Below are 17712 nucleotides of genomic sequence, written 5' to 3'. Positions count from 1 at the left end.
GTTACTCTCGCGGGCTTGAGCGTGGAGTGCACGAGACTGCTCGCGAAAGCGGCGGCCGACTCGAAGACTACGCGTGACCTGTCGGTCGTACTCGATGTATCCGCGACGGCGCCACTCGATAGCCACGTGCCTACGGAAGCTGCTGTTACCGCGGCGTCGCTCTAAGACATCCCACTCCGTGGGGAGGCGGGCGGGGACTCCACCGGTTTCGGGGAGCAAGTGCTCGAAGAGTTCCCGGAAGGTCGGTCCCTGCGACTGACGACGGCGGTACTGGGCGATGAAGATACCTGCTGCCAAGCCCCATTCATCGGCAGTGTCCTCTCCGGTGAAGTCTTCGAACATGTACGCCCACGCAGCGGGCGGGGGATGGCTCACACCGCGCCACCACGAACCCCAGGAGCTACTGGCCACGAACACCGTCACAATCGCGGTCGCACGCGTCGGCCCAGCCCTGCGGTGCGACCGCGGTGTCCGTAGGGCGGGCAGCACACGTGCAGAGTGGAGGTGATCCGGCGAATGTCGATTGTTTCGTATGGCCAACGAAATTATGCCATACCGAATAGGCCATGCTCGATGCCGGTCTCCGAAACGCTTGACATGTGGCACGTAGACGGATGGAGCCGAGCGCTGACTGGAGTGAATACTCGCAGCGATTCGCGACCTCTCTGCGCGCGACCCGTGAGCGGCTGAATCTCAGCCAGGAGGACGTTGCCTATCGGGCGGGTCTCACACGATTCACCTACCAGAAATACGAGAAGGGCGAGTCAAGACCTGGTTCCCCTGTGAACCCATCCCTGCGTTCTCTCCTCGGGATCGCCCAGGCGCTCGAGGTCGATCTCGTCGATCTGCTGCCGATGCCGGCCCCCGATCTACGCAGGCGGTGACGCGTCGGTTGCAGCACTTACCGCGTCGCGACTGACTTCGTTCGGGTTCGCGAGTGCGGGACAGAGCCGATGAGGGAGTTCTCCGTTAGTCACGAGCGTTCGAGGAGCGCTGGTCCTTCGCGCGGAGGGAGACGTAGTCGAAGTAGGTTGCACCCCCGCGTACTCTGTGGCGATCCGCGACCTGATAGCTGAAGCCGAGAGCATCCGCAGCGAGGGGTGCGGGCATCTCGAGGACGAGAGCCCGAAGACTTGAGTTCCGTGCCGCGCGCAAATCGATACCGCGGTCGCGCAAGCGATTCATGACGGAAGACTGGTGGATGTGCTGGCCTGGGGCACGTCCCGGGAACAACCAGGCGTTCTCGCGATGAGCAGACGTGTTCAAGTTCGGGAGCGCGCGGACGTGCGCCCGAATCAGATTGTCGAACGGGAACGGCACGACAACTTCCTGTTCCGAAAAGCGAACGCTCACGCGATCGCCCGAGATCGCCACTTGGTCGAGAGCCATGCGAGCAACCCGGGTTAGAGGTTGCCCGTACAACAGCAACAGAAGCGCGCTGAGCCTGACGTCGACCTCCAACACCGGATCCAACGCAACCGCGCGCAACAGATGGAGCCGCTGATCCTGGGACAGGATCGGTTCCGTCTTAGCGACCCGATACGGGAACACGACTCGGGCAAGGTGACCATTCTTGACGCTCCAGCGCACGAAAGTACGAGCGTGACTTCTCGTGGTGGGTCCAGTTAACCAAGCATCGATGTCTTCCTGAACGCACTCACTTCCCGCTCGTCCACGCTCCCGAACGAAACGAACGAACCCGACGGCTGCGGTCACCGATTGCTTGGCATTGAGAAAGGTGCCCTTCTTCAAGGATCCGGATTCAGCAAGAGCCTCCATCTTCGGCCGGTGAAACCAGCGGGCGAATTGCGTTACCCATTGCGCGTCGCGGCGGGGGAGTGTTCCCACCGCGTTGAGTACCCAGGAATCGAAGCGTTCGATGTCCAGGAACACTGGCTCGATCAACCCGTGTTCCATTGCGAGTTGACGGAGAAAGGCTACCTTCTTCGCTTCCGGGTGCTCGGTGAACGTCTCGTGAGCGAGAGGGACTGCACCGATGGCGAGATCGCGCAACAAGGTCCGGGCTGACTTATTGACCGTCAACCATACCGTCGCGCTACGAGCATGTCTTTGCGTGGTCAACGCTCGATAAAGCGGGTGAAGCGACTGAGGGATTTCGCCATCGGGCCCCGAGAGCAGAATGGAGAGATCGTCTTCGAGGCAGCAGTGCGCACAGCGGCCGCGTCGAACTGGCTCGTCCTCGCGGCCGCACCGTGCGCAGTGGAAATCTTTAGGTATGCCAGTGCAGTCGACACACGCAGGCACACCGCCTGCTAGGCCAGGCAAGAGGCGATGTGTGTGACACATGGGGCACTCGCCATGAATGCGGGTAGCCCGCTGATAGCAGCGGCGACACACCCGCCCTTCCGGCCATGTCGTGGCGATCTTGACGCCTTCTCGATTACAACGTGAGCAAGTCTTGTCTACGTGGGTCATGTTCCAGGTCGGTGGATACGCGCCCGTTGGGGGAGTACCGAGCTCAGTTCCTGTCGCTTTGAGGCGAGCGGGGGTCGAGACTACGGTTCGAGCGCTGAGTTCAGCGAAGTCGCAATCGAGGACTTCCAAGATCGTGTGCACGAGCAGAAAATTCATGCGCTCGGGCTTCTCTCCAAGGAGACGATAGAGCTGGGAGGCAGACAGATCGATTCCATAGTCGGAAAGCAGTGGAAGCAGATCCGACATGTTGTACATGCCACGCGCGGCCATCAGCTCGCGCAGGTTCCATGTGTACTCAATCCGTCTGCGCATCTACTACTCCTCTTGATCTGGCGGACGCATAGCGTCCTCAGCAGCTCTTGCAATCGCGTCATCAACGACTCTTGCACGATAGTCGGGCGAAGTGTGAGTGTAGATGCCTGTCGTGGATGCGTGTTCATGCCCCACTTGCTCTTGGATGAAGCGCAAGTCGTAACCAAGTTCCACCAGATGCGTAACGTACGAGCGGCGCAGCGAGTGAAAGTCGAGGCCCTCATTCAGCCCGGCTTCCCGCCGTACCATGCTGAACGAGCGGCTAAGAGAATCAGCCTCAATCGGAGCCATCCGGTTTCCGCGTTCGCTTGGCCACAGGGTCGTCGATCGAACCGTGGTGGCGAGCGGCCGAACCTCGTGGATCCACTCCTCAAGACATTCTTTCGCCCAGGAGAACTCGGGGAGAGTGAGAACCGCCCGCCTCTTCGGCGGCGAACCCTTCATCGCTTTACCGAAACGTACGTAGACGATGCCTAGACTTCCGAACTGACGCGCGCGGGGATTCATGGCCAAGTCAACCAGATCGAGCATTCGAACTTCATTGCGTCGCAGCCCCCAGGCATAAGCCGTCTTCATGATGGTCGCAGTGCGGAACGCCGGGATCCATCCTTTCGAATTGGATCGTCGAATGCGCTCGACCCGGTCATCCGCACAGTCGAAAAGATCCTCGAGTTCTTCGCGCGTGTACGCTCGTTTGCTGGGACTTGCCATCCCGCTCTGGACATGGCGGGCGGTATTCCATTCGTGGAACACCTGGGCGGGATGCTGCCCGAACCGGTTGATGCATTCCTCAACCCACCCATAGGCATCGTCCGTCAGGTAATCGATGAACCCACGAAGCGCATTCTGGTATCCAAGCACTGTGGTGTGGGCGGAATTTTTGATCGTGCGGAGCTCGAGGAAGAAGTTGTCCACCTGTTGCACTGTCCACGCCCATGGGTAGTTCTCTGAGAACCGCTGGAATCGGTTCGCAACCTCGCGCCGTTGCCTGATGGTGGAGGCGGCGAGGTTTCTCGAAACCTGCTGAGCAGCCCATCCGTCGAGCATGGCCCGCCAGACCGTATTCTCCTCGTCGAAGAGCGCCATTCCACGGGGAACTAGCGCGGAGGCGTGAGCAGGCTGGGGAGAATCGTCATCTGTAGGGTTTCGCAACATGTGCGAAAGTTTCGCATAATTCGCGATTGCACACAACCGCGATGTTTTTCTTCTCGTTTACCAGGCTTTTCAGTGATTCGTGCCGCGCCTACTAGGCTGGATTTGAGCGCGCCATCAACAGCCCAGCAAAGCGCACTCGCGATCAAGCTCCAGCGCAGCAAGGGGGATGGGCGGTCACCGGCGAGTTCGCAGTTTCCGAGAATATGTCGTCTTCGTACTGACATAATGTGCATTATCGGCGATAACGCATCACCCTCGATCGGGGCGCTCGATAGTCTCGTGATGTGAACGGAAGCAACATCGAGATCGACTGGGAAGCCGCCCGCGAGGCCAACCTGAAGAACTGGGACGACCGGGTGCCGCTGCATGAAGCCGCATACGGACTGGATGCGTTCGATGACCCCCAGCACATCAGTGACGTCGTGAGCGACGACCTGCCGGTACTCCGTCGATTCCTGCCCGGTGACAGTCTGGCCGACCTCGACCTGTGCCATCTGCAGTGCCACATCGGCACCGACACGATCTCACTGGCACGCTCGGGCGCACACGTCACGGGCGTCGACTTCTCGGCACCGGCGTTGCGTGTCGCCGCCGCTCTGGCCGAGCGCGTGCAGGTCGATGCGACCTGGGTGGAAACGGACGTTCTCGACGCGCGCTCAGCGGTGACCGGCGACTTCGATGTCGTCTACACGAGCATCGGTACGATCTGCTGGCTGCAGGATCTCGACCGGTGGGCGGCGCAGATCGTCGCCCTGCTGCGCCCAGGCGGCACGTTCTTCATCCGCGACGGCCATCCCGCACTACTCGCGCTCGACGAGAATGCGGAGCTGATGACGACCAGGTACTCGTACTTCGGAGACGGTCGCGCACAGCAGTGGGACGACGAGTCCACCTACGCCGGAGACGGGACAGTCGCTCATTCTCGGACGTACGAATGGCCGCATCCACTCTCCGAGATCCTCGGCGCGTTGCTGCGCGCAGGCCTGCAGATCATCCATTTCGACGAAGGGCGGACGCTGCCCTGGCGGTTCAGCCCTCGAATGGTCGAGGTGCCCCGTGGGTATGCCTGGCCGCACGCCGAGCGCGATCTCATTCCCTGCACATACACGATCGTCGCGCGCAAGGACTGATCGGGGCACTCACGCGCCCACGTAGGCCGCGAGGTGCTCCCCCGTCACCGTCGACTTCGCCGCTACGAGATCCGCCGGCCTTCCCTCGAAGACGACTCGTCCACCGTCATGGCCGGCTCCCGGACCGATGTCGATGATCCAGTCCGCGTGCGCCATCACGGCCTGGTGGTGCTCGATGACGATCACGGTCTTCCCGGACTCCACGAGCCGATCGAGCAGACCGAGGATGTTCTGCACATCCGCCAGGTGCAGACCTGTGGTGGGCTCGTCGAGAACGTAGGTGTCGCCCTTCTCCCCCATCTGAATGGCGAGCTTGATGCGCTGGCGTTCTCCGCCGGAGAGCGTCGACAGCGGCTGTCCGAGCGAGAGATATCCGAGACCGACGTCTTCCAGGCGTCCGAGGATCGCCGCCGCTGCGGGAAGCTTGGCATCCCCTTCGGAGAAGAAGACACGCGCCTCGGAGACCGGCAGATCCAGCACCTGCGTGATGTCCTTGCCGGCGAGCGTGTACTCGAGGACGGCAGCCTGGAAGCGCTTGCCGCCGCAGTCCTCGCAGGGAGTCTCGATGGTGTCCATGAAGCCGAGCTCGGTGATGATGACGCCCGCGCCCTTGCACGTCGGGCACGCACCTTCGGAGTTCGCGCTGAAGAGAGCCGGCTTGACGCCGTTGGCCTTCGCGAACGCCTTGCGGATCGGCTCCAGCAGGCCCGTGTAAGTGGCGGGGTTGCTGCGGCGCGAGCCCTTGATCGCCCCCTGATCGATCGCGACGACCCCTTCGCGCTTCGACACGGATCCGTGGATGAGTGAGCTCTTGCCCGACCCTGCGACGCCGGTGATGACGGTGAGGACACCGGTGGGGATGTCGACGTCCACGTCCTGGAGGTTGTTCGCCGTGGCCCCGCGCACCTCGATCGCTCCGTCGCTCTCGCGCACCGAAGGCTTGAGAGCAGCACGGTCGTCGAGATGCTCTCCCGTTCGGGTGCCGCTGGCCTTCAGTCCCTCGACAGTGCCCTCGAAGCAGATCTCTCCTCCTGCGCTGCCTGCGCCGGGACCGAGGTCGACGACGTGGTCGCCGATCGCGATGGTCTCGGGCTTGTGCTCCACGACGAGCACGGTGTTGCCCTTGTCCCGAAGGCGCAGCAGCAGGGTGTTCATGCGCTGGATGTCGTGCGGGTGCAGACCGATCGTGGGCTCGTCGAAGACGTAGGTCACATCGGTCAGCGACGAACCGAGGTGGCGGAGCATCTTGATGCGCTGCGCCTCTCCCCCGGACAGCGTGCCCGACGGGCGCTCGAGACTCAGGTATCCGAGTCCGAGTGTGACGAACGCGTCGAGATTCGCGCTCAGCGCCTCGAGCAGCGGTGCGGCGCCGGGAAGCTCGAGATCTCGCACCCACGCGGCGAGGTCGGTCACCTGCATCCGGCACGCGTCGGCGATGCTGAACCCGTCGATCTTCGAGGAGCGCGCGCCCTCGGTCAGTCGGGTGCCGTCGCACTCCGGGCAGGTGGCGAAGGTGGCGACGCGCTCGACGAACGCCCGGATGTGCGGCTGCAGCGCATCGAGATCCTTCGAGAGCATCGATTTGGTGATCTTGGGGATCAGACCCTCGTACGTCATGTTGATGCCCGAGATCTTGACCTTCGTGACTTCGCCGTAGAGGAACAGCTGCCTCTGCTTCTCGGAGAAGGAGGAGACCGGCTTGTCCGCCGGGTAGAAGCCCGAGGCGGAGAACCCCTTCACCATCCAGCCGTCGGCGGTGTACCCCGGCACCATGATGGCGCCCTCGTCGAGCGACTTGGATTCGTCGACGATCTGAGCGAGGTCCAGGTCGGAGACCGCTCCCCTGCCCTCGCAGCGCGGGCACATGCCGCCGAGATAGATCGCGTCCTTGACGATCTTCTTCTCACCACTCGGCCCCGTCATGACGCCGCTTGCCTTCTGCGTGGGGATGTTGAACGAGAACGCCGTCGGCCCGCCGATGTAGGGCTGGCCGAGCTTGCTGAACAGGATGCGCAGCATCGCGTTCGCGTCTGTGACCGTGCCGACCGTGGAACGCGGGTTGGCTCCGAGTCGCTCCTGATCGACGATGATCGACGTCGTGAGCCCCTCGAGCACATCGACGTCGGGTCGCGGCACCGAGGGCATGAAGCCCTGCACGAAGGCGCTGTACGTCTCATCGATCATGCGCCGCGACTCCGCGGCGATGGTGTCGAAGACCAGCGAACTCTTCCCCGACCCGGAGACGCCCGTGAACACCGTGAGCCGCCGCTTCGGAATGTCGACGCTGACCTCTTTGAGATTGTTCTCGCGGGCTCCCTGAACACGGATCAGATCATGGCCGTCGGCGACGTGAGTCATTGTGGGTCCTCGAGTTCGCGGCCGGTCAGCCGGCCTGATTGATACGGAGAAGGTTGCCTGCGGGATCACGGAAGGCGCAGTCGCGCACGCCGTACGGTTGGTCCATGGGCTCCTGGACCACATCTGCGCCCTGCTCGACCAGTCTTTCGAACAGGCCGTCGAGATCGTCGCTCGCGAGCGTCAGCGCTCCGTAGCTGCCTTTGGCGATCAGCTCGAGGATCGTCTGACGCTCGGAGTCGGTGATGCCGGGATCGGTTGCCGGCGGGTGCAGGACGATCGACGTCTCGGGTTGCCCCTCAGGACCCACGGTCAGCCAGCGGAGCCCGTCGTATCCGACGTCGTTGCGCACCTCGAAGCCGAGGGCGTCGCGATAGAAGCCGAGTGCCGCTTCGGCGTCGGTGTGCGGAAGGAATGCGTAGTGGATGTTGATCTTCATGGGTTCAGGTTAGGTTCGCGTCAGTGCGGGGTGCTTCTTGATTCCTGATCGGTCTGATGACCTGCTTGGCGTGGAACGTCGGGATGCCGTCGACATTCGCGGCGCGTTCACGGTACACCCCAGGTGGGACACCGACGAGCTCTGTGAATCGCGTGCTGAAGGTGCCGAGCGACGAACTGCCCACTTCGAAGCAGACCTCGGTCACTGACAGGTCGCCTCGACGCAGCAGAGCCATGGCTCGTTCGATCCGTCGCGTCATCAGATACGAGTACGGCGACTCTCCGTACGCTTCGCGAAAACAGCGGCTCAGGTGTCCGGCAGACATGTGCACGCCCTGAGCGAGGGCTTCGACGTCGAGCGGCCTCGCGTACTCCCGGTCGATGCGGTCTCGGACCTTCCGCATCGTGATGAGCTCGCGGATGCGAGCGTCGGTGTCAGGTGTCACGGATAGATAGTCCCATGTCCGCGGACGTCGCGAGATGAACCCGCGAGACCATCACAGAGCGTCATCCCCCACTCCCGCGCGCAGGACGCTACTCTGTGAGCATCCCTTCACAGGGATTTCTCAGAAAGGCTCCCCACCCATGTCTGATTCGATCGCCGCAGAGGCGAAGTCACTGTTCAAGTCCATCCGCATCACGCTCGCCGTCTCCGGCGTCATCGCGCTGATCGCCGGCATCGTGCTCCTCGTGTGGCCGGTGAAGTCCGCTGTCATCGTCACCGGCATCTTCGCGACGTACCTGGTCATCGCCGGTCTCGTGTACATCGGTCTCGGCATCTTCTCGCACAAGAAGGGCGGATGGGCGCGCGTCGGCCACATCGCCCTCGGCGTGCTCTACATCGTCGCGGGCGTCATCGCGTTCGCCAACCTCGGCGCCGCAGCCGCGACGCTCGCACTCGTCGTCGTGATCTTCATCGGCATCAGCTGGATCGTCGACGGCGTCGTCTCGCTCACCCTGCTCGGTCAGGACGGCTCGCGCGTCTGGACGCTCCTCTATGCCCTGCTGAGCATCATCGCCGGTATCGTCGTTCTCTTCTCGCCGCTGTACGCCGCGGCGGTGCTGTGGCTCGTGTTCGGCATCTCGCTGGTCGTGCTCGGCATCGTGCAGATCGTGCGTGCGATCACGATCGGCAAGGCGTCGAAGTCGATCTGACGCCCGACAGATGACGAAGGCGCCCCGTCCGTTCGGACGGGGCGCCTTCGTCATCTCAGGATCACTCTGCGGCGAAACCGCTGACGTCGCCCACGAGACGGGTGTTGTCGGCCGGAACCGCGTCGACGGCCGACCGGGCGACCTCGGCCGCGAACTCCGAGACGTTGTACAGCTTGCCCGCCGACTCGCGTCGCTCGGCGATCGCGCCGGGATTCGCACGCTCGAGAAGCGTCGCCGTGATCGTTCCCTCGATCATGTCGCCCGAGACGACCGTGAAGCCGATCCCCTGCTCGGCCAGCGCAGGGATGCGCTCGCGCAGCGCATCCTCGCCGGCGCGCTTCGACAGAGCCACGGGCTCGTACTCGGGCATCGTCGGCGTCGTGCGGATGAAGTGCGCCTGGTGGCTGGTCACGAAGACGACACGAGAGCCTTCGGAGAGCAGAGGAGTCGCCGCGTCGAGGACGTTGAGCTGGGCGTCGCGATTGAGCGTGAGGGCGTAATCCGCGGCCATTCCGGACTCCATGCCTCCGGAGGCGTTCAGCACCAGCACGTCGAGCCGACCGAACTCGGCCTTCACGGCGTCGAACATCTCGCCCACGGACGCCGGGTCCGTGAGGTCCGCCGCCACCACGAGTACACGGCGACCGAGCTCACGAAGCTGAGTGGCGAGCTTCTCGGCTCGCGGAGCCTTGTTGCGGTAGTTGATGACGACGTCGGCGCCCGCTTCAGCGAGGTACCGCACGGTGTCGGCGCCGATCCCCCGCGACGAACCGGTGACAAGGGCGACCTTGCCGTCGAGAGAACCTGCGGGAAGAACGTCGGTCACGGTGACTCCTCAAGTACGTGAAGCGCCGTGATCGCACGGCCCTTTCAGACTATCAAGCGGGCGTCGCGGCGCCCGGAGGAGCCGCCGCCTGCGTGATAGGTTGACCGCAAAGGAGGCCGTATGGACACTTTCGCGACATTCGTCGAGTTCATCGACCAATGGGCGTGGGTCGGGTGGCTCGTTCTGATCGCCCTGTTCCTCGTGATCGAGATGCTGACACTCGACTTCACATTCCTCATGCTCAGCTTCGGCAGCGCGATCGGATTGGTGACCGATTTCGTCGGGGTCCCCGTCTGGGTGCAGGTCCTCATCGCCGCCGCCGCTGCCGCGCTCTTCATCCTCTTCCTGCGACCACCTCTCATCAGACGTCTCCATCGCGGTGAAGACCCGACGAAGTCCAACGTGGACGCGCTCGTCGACCTGCGCGGTATCGCTCTGCAGGACATCACGCAGATCTCCGGTCAGGCGAAGCTGAGCAACGGCGACACCTGGACCGCCCGCACCGCCGGATCCGTGCCGATCCCCCAGGGGTCACCGATCGCCGTCATCGCGATCCACGGCGCCACCGCCACCGTCCGCCCCGTCAACGACTAGGAGAACCCCGTGGACGACTCCTCGTTCATCCCCGCAGCCATCGGCTGGATCCTCGTCATCGCGATCATCATCTTCGTGGTGGTCACGCTGGCCCGCTCGATCCGCATCATCCCCCAGGCCACGGCGGGAGTCGTCGAACGCCTCGGTCGGTACCACAAGACGCTCACACCGGGCCTGAACATCCTGGTCCCCTTCATCGACCGGTTGCGTCCACTCATCGACATGCGCGAGCAGGTCGTCTCGTTCCCGCCTCAGCCGGTGATCACCGAGGACAACCTCGTGGTCTCGATCGACACGGTGGTCTACTTCCAGGTGACGGATGCTCGTGCCGCGACGTACGAGATCGCCAACTACCTGGGTGCTGTCGAACAGCTCACCACGACGACGCTTCGCAACGTGGTCGGTGGACTCAACCTCGAAGAGGCGCTGACCAGTCGCGACAACATCAACGGCCAGCTCCGTGTCGTCCTCGACGAGGCGACCGGCAAGTGGGGAATCCGTGTCGGTCGCGTCGAGCTGAAGGCGATCGATCCGCCCGTCTCGATCCAGGACTCGATGGAGAAGCAGATGCGCGCCGAGCGTGACCGTCGCGCCGCGATCCTCACCGCCGAAGGATCGAAGCAATCCCAGATCCTCGAGGCCGAAGGCCGTCGACAGGCGGAGATCCTGCGGGCCGAGGGTGACAAGCAGGCCGCCGTCCTCCGCGCGCAGGGTGAGGCTGAGGCGATCCAGAACGTCTTCACCGCGATCCACCAGGGTCAGCCCGACGACAAGCTCCTCGCGTACCAGTACCTTCAGATGCTGCCCAAGATCAGCGAGAGCTCATCGAGCAAGCTCTGGATCATCCCGAGCGAGTTGACCGAGGCGCTCAAGGGCATCGGCTCGGCCTTCACTCCCAAGCCCGGTCAGCCGCCTACGGGCACTCCGGGCGCGTGACGCACCCGTACTTCGAGAAGACCGCACGCCCTCGAGTCTTCGCCCACCGCGGGCTCATCACCGCGGCGGGCGAAGACTCCGGTGTCTGGGAGAACTCCGCGGCCGCATTCGCCGCCGCGCACGCGGCCGGCGCGGAGTACATCGAGACGGATTGTCGAGTGACGGCCTCCGGCGACGTCGTGCTGTTCCACGACGCGACGCTGACACGCCTGACCGGCGACGAGCGTCGCGTCGATCAGGTGTCCACCCGCGAGCTCGCAGCGATCTTCGCCGACCACGGCGGTCTGCTGACGGTCGCCGACGCGATCGATGCGTTCCCGAGAACCCGCTTCAACATCGACGTCAAGACATCCGACGCAGCGGAACCTCTCGGAGCGATCCTCGCCCCGCACACCCGTCGGGTGCTGGTGACCAGCTTCACGGACTCACATCGACGAGCGACAGTCGCGGCGGTCCTGCGCGCGGGTGCTGATCTGCCCCCGGCGACATCCGGAGGCAGCAGGACCATCGCAGCCGTTCGCGCTCGCTCTGCGCTGCGCCTGCCCGTCGGCGGAACTCTGCGGGGCATCGATGCGCTGCAGATTCCCGAACGACATGGACCGGTCCGCGTGCTGACGCCCGCCCTCGTGCGAGCCGCCCATCGTCATGGCACCGAGGTCCACGTCTGGACCGTCAACGACATCGAGCACATGCGCCGGCTTCTCGCTCAGGGGGTCGACGGCATCGTGACCGACCGCGCCGACCTCGCCGTCTCCGCGCTGCACAGCTGACGTTCGGCGCGCCGTGCATACGCGTTCGCGCTGGGATTCCGCTGTGAATAGGGCGTAGAACGCCGCCGTATGGATGAAGCGCACAGGCTGGAGCGTTATACCTGACAGCGACGAGAGGACCACACAATGGCAGATCGCAGCCTGCGCGGCATCCGACTCGGCGCCCAGAGCCTACAGAGCGAAGAGGGCGTCGTTTTCATGGAGCGCCGTGAAACCACCTACACCTGTGACACCTGCGGCCACGTCACGAACCTGATGTTCGCGGCTGACGCAGAGCCGCCGCAGACCTGGGAATGCCGTTCCTGCGGCGCGGACGCCCGTCTCAACGTCGACGGCCAGGCCGTGACGCTCGAGCCCACGGACGACAAGGCCGCACGCACCCACTGGGACATGCTCATGGAGCGTCGTACCCGGGCAGAACTCGAAGAGCTGCTCGAAGAGCGGCTCGCCTTCATCCGCGCACGCCGTGGCGCGGGAGAAGACCCGACGCGCGAGAAGATCGGCGCCTGATCAGCGTCGGCGGGCGCGCCACCACCCGATAAGAAGAGCGCCGAGCCCGCCCCACAGCAGCAGCTGCTGCACCCAGGACCCCAGCAGGACCCCCGCTGTGAGGCCGGTACGAAGCTCGACATCCTCGAGCAGCGCACCGGCCTCACCTGCGTTGAGGCTCGACACGGTGGATCCGTCCGCTCGGATGATCTGGCTGGTGCCGACGGTCGAGACGTTGACGACGCTGCGCCCGGTCTCGATGGCGCGCATCCGTGCGAAGGCGAGCTGCTGCACGTTCTCGTCCGTGCCACGGAAGTCGGCGTTGTTGGTCTGGAAGACCAGAACCTGCGCACCGTCCTGGATCCCCGTCCGGACGACATCGTCGTAGATCACGTCGAAGCAGATCGCGAGGCCGACGATCACGCCGTCGACATCGACGACAGGGGCGTTGGTTCCGGGAGTGTAGTCGCGCTGCAGGAGTCCGATGAGATCGGGGGCGAGAGCATTGAAGAACGGACGATCCGGAACGTACTCGCCGAACGGCACCGGATGCCGCTTGTCATGGATCTGGTCGGCGGTCCCGCCCTCCGTCCAGAGCATCGAGGTGTTGAAGAACTGTCCGTCCCGTTCCGTCGCGGCGTTGGCGAGTAGCGGTGCCCCGATCCGTGACGCGACATTCGTCATCCGCCGCGCGAGCGCCTCCGACTGGAACGGGTCGTAGTCGAGGGAACCCTCGGGCCATACCAGAAGGTCGATGTCCTCGCCCACCAGAGGCGCTGTCGCCTCGGTCTGCGCCTGGACCACCGAGTAGGGCTCACGCTCGTCGAAGTACCCGGTGGGCCCGTTCCCCTGCACCGCCGCGATACGCATCTCGCCCGTGGCCGTCGTCGGGAACAGGGGCGTCAGCAGCAGTACGACGACCACCAGCGCGGGAGCGGCCAACGCGAGCGGACGCCGCCATGCCCTCGTCCGGACGATCTCGATGACGAGTGCGACGAGGAACACCATCAGGAAGCTGAGCCCGCTGACACCCACCCATGAGACGACGTGGGCGAGCGGACTCTGGGCCTGGCTCATGCCGAGACGTGCCCAGGGAAAGCCGCCATAGGGCCAGGAGCCGACGAACACCTCTCGACCGACCCACAGAGCCGCGATGACTGCCGGAAGCAGCAGAAGACGCCCCCAGCGGCCGGGAACGGCCTTCGGTATCCATCGGTACGCCAGCGTGATCGTGATCAGCGCCGCGGCTGTGAGCACTCCCTCGAGGATGCTCAGGGCGGCCCACGGCACGGGACCGAGGTATCGCGAGGTCCATGACACCAGCAGACCGAAGAAGAGCACGCCGTAGACCGCACCGACCAGGAGCGCGCCCCCGGCGCGACGCCCGATGAGGCTCAGGAGCAGCAACGCCGTCGCAGGGAAGGCAAGAACCCAGATCGCCACGTCAGGGTAGGCGAGATCCATGAGGAGCGCGGAGAGCGCTGCGCTGACGGTGGCCGCCCACAGCGGGAGAAGAGGGCGCTGACGCGCGCGGGACTCAGTCATCGACCCTGTCTCTCACATCGAGGAGTAGGCGACGATTCCGCGACGCACTCCGTCGAGGGCGGTACGTGCGTTCCTCGCGAGCACGGAGTCCTCGGCGACGATCGAGAGCTGGTCCAGAAGATCGATCGTCTGCTTGGTCCACCGGACGAAGTCCCCCGCCGCCATGTCCGCGTCGATGAGGACTCTGTCGAGCGATGCCCCGCGGGCCCACGAATGCATGGCGCCGGCGAGCCCGGCCGCCAGCGGCTCGGAGCCGGGCAGGTGATGCTCCTTCTCGAGATCGTCGAGCTCAGCCCACAGGGTGGTGGTCTTCTCGTACGCGCTGCGGAACGCTCCTCGGGGCAGACCCCTCTCCCCCGAGTTCGCCTCATCGCGTCGGGGCTCGTAGACCAGACAGCACGCCATGGCGGCGAGCGACGGAGCATCCAAGCCCTGCCAGAGCCCCTGGCGCAGAGACTCCGCGATGAGGAGGTCGCGCTCGCCGTAGATCCTGCGCATCGTGCGTCCGGCCGCGGTGAGCGACATCTCGCTGCCGTCGCGGTGCAGGTAGTCCAGCGTCTCCAGCACCTCGACCACGCGATCGAACACACGAGCGACGGTGCCCGTGCGGTTCCCGATCTGACGGCGGATGCGATCCGTCTGCCGCTTCAGCTTCCAGTAGCGCTCGGCCCAGCGCGCGTGCGCCTCCCGATCGGGACAGCGATGGCATCCGTGCCGCTGCATCCTCGTGCGCAGATTCTGGATCTGCTTCAGTCGCTTCTCCCGCGCCACGCGCGGGGCATTCGAGTCCTGACGGTTCTTCTTCTCGAGATCGCTGAGCTCGCGGCGGATGGCCGCGTAGTCCATGAAATCGCCGTGCTCGCATACCATGGAGGCCGCATAGCCCTCGAGCGACACCTCGGCCTCGCGCACCTGACGCGCGAGACCGACCACCGCTCGGTCAGCCTGGAACTGCGCGAACGAGGACTCGAGAACCTCACGCGCGCGCGGCTTGCCGAACAGGTCGATGAGGTTCACCGCCATGTTGTAGGTCGGTCTGAAGCTCGAGTTCAGAGGATAGGTGCGACGAGATGCCAGGGCGGCGACCGCCTGCGGGTCCATGCCCTCGGTCCACTGCACCACAGCGTGTCCCTCGACATCGATTCCGCGGCGTCCGGCACGGCCGGTCAGCTGCGTGTACTCGCCTGAGGTGATGGCGACGCGGGCCTCCCCGTTGAACTTCTCCATCTTCTCGAGCACCACGGTCCGCGCGGGCATGTTGATTCCGAGAGCCAGCGTCTCGGTCGCGAAGACCACCTTGACGAGCTTTCGCTGGTAGAGCTCCTCGACGACCTCCTTGAAGGCCGGCAGGAGGCCTGCATGATGCGCGGCCACACCGCGCTCGAGATTGTCGAGCCACTCCCAGTAGCCGAGGACTCCGAGGTCCTCCTCCTGCAGAGTGCGGGTGCGTTCCTCGACGATCGCCCGGATCTCCTCGCGCTCCTCGTGGGAGGTGAGGCGGAGACCCGATCGGCGGACCTGCTGGACCGCCGCATCGCATCCGACGCGGCTGAAGATGAAGAAGATTGCGGGCAGGAGATTCGCTCGTTCCAGCAACTGGATGACGTCCGGGCGGTCGAGTCGTTCGATGCGTCGCACGTTGGCCGAGCGGACGGGACGGCGGCCACCGCGCGGCGGCCGCTGGGCCTGCCTGCCGGCATGTCGATTGCTGCGGTAGGCCTGTGCCTCGCGGTTGCTGTCGTAGTTCGAACCGGTGAACGACCGGATGCGCATCAGCTCCTGGTTCACCTTGGCCGTCGCGAGACCTGCGCGATCGTCGAACAGCGGAAGCAGATCGTCCCGCACGAGCACATGCTGCTCGAGAGGAACCGGGCGGATCTCCGACACGATGACGTCGGTATCGCCGCGCACGGTGTCGAGCCAGTCGCCGAACTCTTCTGCATTCGACACGGTGGCGCTGAGCGAGACGAGCCGCACGTGCTGCGGCAGATGGATGATGACCTCTTCCCACACCGCGCCGCGGAAACGGTCGGCGAGGTAGTGGACCTCGTCCATCACGACGAAACGCAGATCACGCAGGGCCGCGGAGTCGGCGTAGATCATGTTGCGCAGGACTTCGGTGGTCATCACGACGATGCGAGCGTTGCCGTTGATGTTCGTGTCACCGGTGAGCAATCCCACGTCGTCGGGCCCGTAGACGTCGACGAGCTCGCGGAACTTCTGATTCGACAGCGCTTTCATCGGAGTCGTGTAGAACGCCTTGTCGCGCGGCGTCTGCATCGCCAGATGAATCGCGAACTCGCCCACGATGGTCTTGCCGGCACCGGTGGGGGCTGCCACGAGAACGCTGTTCCCGCGCTCGAGCGCGTGGCACCCCTCGATCTGGAACGGATCGAGCTCGAACCGCTGCTTCGCGGCGAATGCGGCGGTCTCCGGGTTGCCGGCAGCGGCTCGGGCCGCTGCATACCGCTCGGACGGAGAACTCATGCGGCGTCGGGCACGACACCCGCGGCACTGTCGAGTTTGCGCTTACGACGGTCGAAGAGCATCGAGACCAGCGTCGCCGCGAAGTAGAGCACGATCATCGCGCCCATGAGCAGCAGCATCGAGAACACATCGGCGGGGGGCGTGGTCACCGCGGCGAACAGCGTGCACACGAGGATCGCGACACGCCATCCCTTCAGGATCTCCTTGCCCGAGATCACCCCCGCAAGGTTGAGCGCGACGAGGAACACGGGAAGCACGAAGGCGATGCCGACCACGAGGAGGAACTTGAATACGAAGTCGTAGTACGCCGAATAGTCGAAGAACTGCGCCATGCCCTGCGGGACGAACCCCGCCATGATCTCGATCACGTGCGGCAGCACGAAGAACGCGACCGTGCACCCGCCGAAGAAGAGAGGGATCGCCGCGCCGAGGAATCCCCAGGTGTACTGGGTCTCCTTCTTCGTGAGGCCAGGCATGATGAACGCCCAGATCTGCCAGAGCCAGACGGGGGCGGAGATCAGCAGACCGATCGCGAACGCGATGCGCATCCGCAGATCGAAACCGCTCGTCACGGTCGTGAAGTTGAGCCCGACGTACTCTTTGCCCTGCTGCTCGGCGATCGTGCGGATCGGGATCGAGAGAAGGTCGATGATCGGCCCTGTGACGATGAAGGCGATGATCATGCCGACCACCAGAGCAGCCGCGGCGAACACCAGACGCTTGCGGAGCTCGATCAGATGCGATCCGAGCGACATCCGCTTGTCGCGGCCCGGCGCCTGTCGGTCGGCGGAGTCCAGAGCCGACACGGATCAGGCGGATCGAGGAGGCTGACCCGGGTCGGAGTCGCGAGCCGTCACCGTCGTGTCGGGAGCGACGGACTGCTGCGGAGACGCCGCGTCCTTGTTCGTCTCGTCCGAAGCGTCGTCGTTCTTCATAGCCTTCATCTCGCCCTTGAAGACCCGGGCGGACTGACCGAGGCTCTTGGCCAGCGCCGGCAGCTTCGCCGCGCCGAAAAGCAGCAGGATGACGGCGAGGATGATCAGCAGATGTGGCCAACCGAAAGCGCCCATGATTCTCCTTCGTC

At 64.5% G+C, this 17712-nt stretch carries 17 protein-coding genes; 7 read left to right on the top strand and 10 right to left on the bottom strand.

Annotated features, from left to right (window positions below; translation table 11 throughout):
- Positions 1–614: 614 nt before the first annotated feature.
- Positions 615–884: a helix-turn-helix transcriptional regulator gene (locus RTM68_RS01165; RefSeq protein WP_312167558.1), complete on the top strand. Its 270-nt coding sequence runs from the start codon at positions 615–617 to the stop codon at positions 882–884.
- 85 nt (positions 885–969) lie between these two features.
- Here RTM68_RS01165 and RTM68_RS01160 read toward each other — a convergent pair whose 3' ends face one another.
- Together RTM68_RS01160 and RTM68_RS01155 are read right to left on the bottom strand one after the other, a co-directional pair.
- Positions 970–2748, bottom strand: a complete 1779-nt coding sequence (locus RTM68_RS01160; protein ID WP_312167556.1) for a helix-turn-helix transcriptional regulator — start codon at positions 2746–2748, stop codon at positions 970–972.
- A gap of 3 nt (positions 2749–2751) precedes the next feature.
- The gene (locus RTM68_RS01155; RefSeq protein WP_312167554.1) at positions 2752–3834 is read right to left on the bottom strand and encodes a tyrosine-type recombinase/integrase; all 1083 of its coding nucleotides are present in this window, start codon (positions 3832–3834) and stop codon (positions 2752–2754) included.
- A gap of 353 nt (positions 3835–4187) precedes the next feature.
- Here RTM68_RS01155 and RTM68_RS01150 point away from each other — a divergent pair, with 353 nt between their 5' ends.
- The gene (locus RTM68_RS01150; RefSeq protein WP_312167552.1) at positions 4188–5033 is read left to right on the top strand and encodes a class I SAM-dependent methyltransferase; all 846 of its coding nucleotides are present in this window, start codon (positions 4188–4190) and stop codon (positions 5031–5033) included.
- A 9-nt stretch (positions 5034–5042) separates the two neighbouring features.
- On the opposite strand, the gene RTM68_RS01145 is transcribed toward RTM68_RS01150, so the two are convergent.
- The 3 genes from RTM68_RS01145 to RTM68_RS01135 are packed head-to-tail and all read right to left on the bottom strand — an operon-like array spanning position 5043 to position 8230.
- Entirely contained in the window at positions 5043–7391 is a 2349-nt protein-coding gene (locus tag RTM68_RS01145) for an excinuclease ABC subunit UvrA (protein ID WP_312167551.1), read from the bottom strand.
- Positions 7392–7416: 25 nt separating this feature from the next.
- A complete protein-coding gene (locus tag RTM68_RS01140) occupies positions 7417–7827 on the bottom strand; it encodes a VOC family protein (RefSeq protein ID WP_194763871.1) in 411 nt (136 codons plus the stop codon).
- Positions 7828–7831: 4 nt separating this feature from the next.
- Entirely contained in the window at positions 7832–8230 is a 399-nt protein-coding gene (locus tag RTM68_RS01135) for a helix-turn-helix transcriptional regulator (protein WP_312167702.1), read from the bottom strand.
- A 181-nt stretch (positions 8231–8411) separates the two neighbouring features.
- On the opposite strand from RTM68_RS01135, the gene RTM68_RS01130 reads away from it, so the two are divergent.
- A complete protein-coding gene (locus tag RTM68_RS01130) occupies positions 8412–8981 on the top strand; it encodes an HdeD family acid-resistance protein (protein WP_194763870.1) in 570 nt (189 codons plus the stop codon).
- 61 nt (positions 8982–9042) lie between these two features.
- Here the strand turns inward: RTM68_RS01130 and RTM68_RS01125 are convergent, their stop codons facing one another.
- Positions 9043–9807, bottom strand: coding sequence for an SDR family oxidoreductase (locus RTM68_RS01125; protein ID WP_312167548.1), 765 nt, complete (start codon positions 9805–9807; stop codon positions 9043–9045).
- Positions 9808–9927: 120 nt separating this feature from the next.
- On the opposite strand from RTM68_RS01125, the gene RTM68_RS01120 reads away from it, so the two are divergent.
- The 4 genes from RTM68_RS01120 to RTM68_RS01105 all read left to right on the top strand — a co-directional run bounded on the left by RTM68_RS01120 (position 9928) and on the right by RTM68_RS01105 (position 12617).
- On the top strand, positions 9928–10401 hold the full coding sequence (locus RTM68_RS01120) for an NfeD family protein (protein ID WP_194763868.1): 474 nt from the start codon (positions 9928–9930) through the stop codon (positions 10399–10401).
- Between the two features lie 9 nt (positions 10402–10410).
- The gene (locus RTM68_RS01115) at positions 10411–11337 is read left to right on the top strand and encodes an SPFH domain-containing protein (RefSeq protein WP_312167546.1); all 927 of its coding nucleotides are present in this window, start codon (positions 10411–10413) and stop codon (positions 11335–11337) included.
- Positions 11334–12107, top strand: coding sequence for a glycerophosphodiester phosphodiesterase family protein (locus RTM68_RS01110; protein ID WP_312167545.1), 774 nt, complete (start codon positions 11334–11336; stop codon positions 12105–12107). Before RTM68_RS01115 ends, RTM68_RS01110 begins: the two co-directional genes overlap by 4 nt.
- 126 nt (positions 12108–12233) lie before the next feature.
- Entirely contained in the window at positions 12234–12617 is a 384-nt protein-coding gene (locus tag RTM68_RS01105) for an RNA polymerase-binding protein RbpA (RefSeq protein WP_312167544.1), read from the top strand.
- Here RTM68_RS01105 and lnt read toward each other — a convergent pair whose 3' ends face one another.
- The 4 genes from lnt to tatA are packed head-to-tail and all read right to left on the bottom strand — an operon-like array spanning position 12618 to position 17698.
- Positions 12618–14141, bottom strand: coding sequence for an apolipoprotein N-acyltransferase (gene lnt / locus RTM68_RS01100; protein ID WP_312167542.1), 1524 nt, complete (start codon positions 14139–14141; stop codon positions 12618–12620).
- A 12-nt stretch (positions 14142–14153) separates the two neighbouring features.
- The gene (locus RTM68_RS01095; protein WP_312167540.1) at positions 14154–16628 is read right to left on the bottom strand and encodes a DEAD/DEAH box helicase; all 2475 of its coding nucleotides are present in this window, start codon (positions 16626–16628) and stop codon (positions 14154–14156) included.
- Positions 16625–17383 carry a twin-arginine translocase subunit TatC gene (gene tatC, locus RTM68_RS01090; protein ID WP_312167700.1) on the bottom strand — a complete coding sequence of 253 codons (759 nt, stop codon included), beginning with the start codon at positions 17381–17383 and terminating at the stop codon, positions 16625–16627. Before tatC ends, RTM68_RS01095 begins: the two co-directional genes overlap by 4 nt.
- Positions 17384–17437: 54 nt before the next feature.
- Positions 17438–17698 (bottom strand): Sec-independent protein translocase subunit TatA, encoded by a 261-nt coding sequence (gene tatA, locus RTM68_RS01085; protein ID WP_312167538.1) that lies wholly within the window; start codon positions 17696–17698, stop codon positions 17438–17440.
- Positions 17699–17712 lie beyond the last annotated feature (14 nt).

Source organism: Microbacterium sp., assembly GCF_031988965.1.
In the GTDB taxonomy this organism is placed as follows: Bacteria; Actinomycetota; Actinomycetes; order Actinomycetales; family Microbacteriaceae; genus Microbacterium.
The sequence above is the reverse complement of the archived record's forward strand: the minus strand, read 5'-3'. Positions and strand labels throughout refer to the sequence as shown.